Below are 2,944 nucleotides of genomic sequence, written 5' to 3'. Positions count from 1 at the left end.
ATAGGTTTTGAAGGTGTAAAAATCGTCAAAACCCCTTCAAAACGTATATTATTAGTTGAATTTATAGGTTGTGTTATCAATATGAGTTGTTTTTTAAGATCTGTAAAATCTTAACATATTGAAAAATAACATTTTTAATTTTTAACGTTTTTTTACATAATAACAGCAACCCTCAAAACTCAAAACCCCTTCAAAACTCATAACCATAATGATTTTGATAGCATTTCAATGAGTTACAAACCAACTTTTGAAAGGCTTTAAAGATTACATACTCTCATAAGACATGTTTTAATCATTCACTAAATGATCACTTTTGTCGATTCAATGTACTGACATAAACTGACAAATATATATTTACAGTTGTATTTATTTGTTATGGATGTTTTAATAAGTTGTATTTTGAAAAATTCATAAAACTTAACTTATTGAAATATAATGATTTTAATTTTCTCTCATTTAAAAAAAATTATATAGGTTCTAAAAAGAACTGACAAAAATGACAAAAGTTTATTAAAAGGGATTTTGCTAATCTCTATAATGATCAGTTTCTATTGAGATGTTTTCATAACAGACAATAAATCGCAATTATCCTATTTATCATTTCTCTTATGAACATGAAAAATGATGCCATGGCTATAAAGAACATAACAACTATAGAGAAAGCAAAAATGCAAATGAAAGCATTTGTTATTAAAGACAGTCCCTATAAAGGCTGTTAAGTCTAAAATGTGTTATTAAAAGAAATTAACAGAAATCTTAAAAGCCATTTAGTAACAAAATTGATAGGTTATAAAGTTTAAAATACGCATTATGAGAGCGTTTCTAAATATTATAAATGTATAGATTCAGAAAATAACGCAATCGTTTCAGAAAGCCTATAATATAGCTTTAAAAGCACATAAATATAAAAGAAGCAATTAATAAGCATAAGATATTATAAATACACAACGTATTTAAAAAAATACAAAAAAATATCAAAAAAGTTTATAAATTAATTGACAATAAATACGTATTTTGTTATATAGATAACCAAGTGATGAAAACACTTTCGAATAGCGAATAGGTTGCGAAAAAACCTTTTCCATTTCTTTTAAAACACTGACTATCTTTTATGCTGTGATTAGCATATATAGTGATTTTTGTCGGGTGTAGCTATGCCATACAATACCCTTATGGGAAAAGCATAGCAACGGACTATTCGCCGTGTTTTCAGCGCCCGATGCTCTTATAGGGTGTCAATTGAAAACTAATTTACGAATAGGTGTAAAAATGAATTCTATTGTTAACACAGAAAAAACATCTCCAAAATACGAATTTATTGATGATTGTGAATATATCGATGGTCATTTCTTAACTCGAATTAGAGCCTTAAAAGATTTTGATGATGTGAAAAAAGGTGACCTCGGTGGCTATATTGAAAGTGAAGATAATCTCTCTCATGAAGGTAATTGCTGGGTGTATAATAAAGCTCGGGTCTTTCAAAATGCACGCGTCTTTGGAAATGCTAAAGTAAAAAGCTTTTTTGTTGATGTCTATGGTAATGCGCAAATTTATGGGAATGCTATTTTTGAAGGAAGGACATTAAAGGACAATGCAAAGCTGTCTGGTAATGCGCATGCTAACAACGCCGTTGTAATTGAAGGCAATGCACAAATTTATGATAACGCCCGTGTCACTGATCATGCTCATATTTCCGATAATGCTGTCATTTGTGATGATGCCCATGTCGGAGGCAATGCAAAAATAAGTGGCTCTGCTTACATTTGTGATGAATCACGTGTTTTTGATGATGCCGTTATTTGTGATGCTCTTATCTCTGGTTCTTCATATATTCATAGCAATGCCTCTTTAACAGCTAATGAAGATATCTGTGATGATGCATATCCTGAGTTTGGTAGCGAAGATGATTATTATCGTCATGAGTATTATGCTGATTTTGAAGGGTATTATGACGATGATAATGACAGCGAATATGAAAGTAATGCTGCGTAAATGACACGCGTGGGCGCGGCGGGGGCGCCCCCCTTTAAACATTTCATTCTAAAATTCAAATCTTTTTATAAAGGAATAGTGCTCATGCAAAAGAAGTTTGCACTCACAAATGAAACGCGTGTAATTAATAATTATACCCTTTATCGCATTAAAGCATTAAAAGACTTTACTGATGTTAAAGCAGATACTTTAGGGGGCTTTATTGAAAAGGAAGATAACCTTTCTCACGATGGCAATTGCTGGGTTTATGATAATGCTTGTGTTGTAAAATCTGGTCGTGTTTATGAAAATGCAAGGGTATATGGCAATGCTGCCATTGGTGGTTTTGTTTATGGCAATGCGCATGTATATGATAAAACCCGCGTGTATTTTGGAGCTCATGTTTATGATAATGCGCATCTTTCTGATAAGGTGTGGGTTTATCAATATGCAAGAGTTTATGGGAATGCAAAATTAACAGGAAGTGCACGCATTTATAGCAAGGCTGAGGTTTATGATCATGCTGTTGTAAGTAGCTCTTCAAAAATTTATGGCAAGGTTTATGGCAATGCTAGCGTGGGTGGGTATGTTAAGGTCTATGGTTCTGTTTATGGCAATGCTAAAGTGACTGGTTATCACACCATTAGAGGTTTGGTACATGGCAATGCAAGATTAAAAAGAGATGGTTATTCATATACAGAACAAAACCCTTATTATGCATATGGGATTCCTGAGGATTGTGAAATTTATGAAAACGATACCGTTTTAAAGATTGTTGAAAATAAAGCAGCGTAAATAACATAATGGCGCGGGCGGTGCGGGGTGCCCTTCTTTAAACATCTCATTTCAAATTTTATCAAACGTTTATCACATTAGATTGTGAGGGTATCTCTATGTCTCAAAAATACGAATTAACCAGTGAAATCAAAAAAATCAAACATGCTCTTACTCGAAATATCACAAGCCTTTATCG

Annotated in this window: 2 protein-coding genes; both read left to right on the top strand. The window is 32.4% G+C overall.

What is annotated here, in order from left to right:
* The first annotated feature begins 1,269 nt into the window (after positions 1-1,269).
* Complete coding sequence (locus GGR08_RS07745) at positions 1,270-1,992, top strand: LbetaH domain-containing protein (RefSeq protein WP_183194728.1); 723 nt, start codon at positions 1,270-1,272, stop codon at positions 1,990-1,992.
* A gap of 84 nt (positions 1,993-2,076) precedes the next feature.
* The gene (locus GGR08_RS07740) at positions 2,077-2,766 is read left to right on the top strand and encodes a hypothetical protein (RefSeq protein ID WP_183194727.1); all 690 of its coding nucleotides are present in this window, start codon (positions 2,077-2,079) and stop codon (positions 2,764-2,766) included.
* Positions 2,767-2,944: the final 178 nt, after the last annotated feature.

The organism is Bartonella fuyuanensis (genome assembly GCF_014197255.1).
Lineage (GTDB): Bacteria > Pseudomonadota > Alphaproteobacteria > Rhizobiales > Rhizobiaceae > Bartonella > Bartonella fuyuanensis.
Note: the sequence above shows the minus strand (reverse complement) of the source record. Positions and strands in the feature narration are given on the sequence as shown.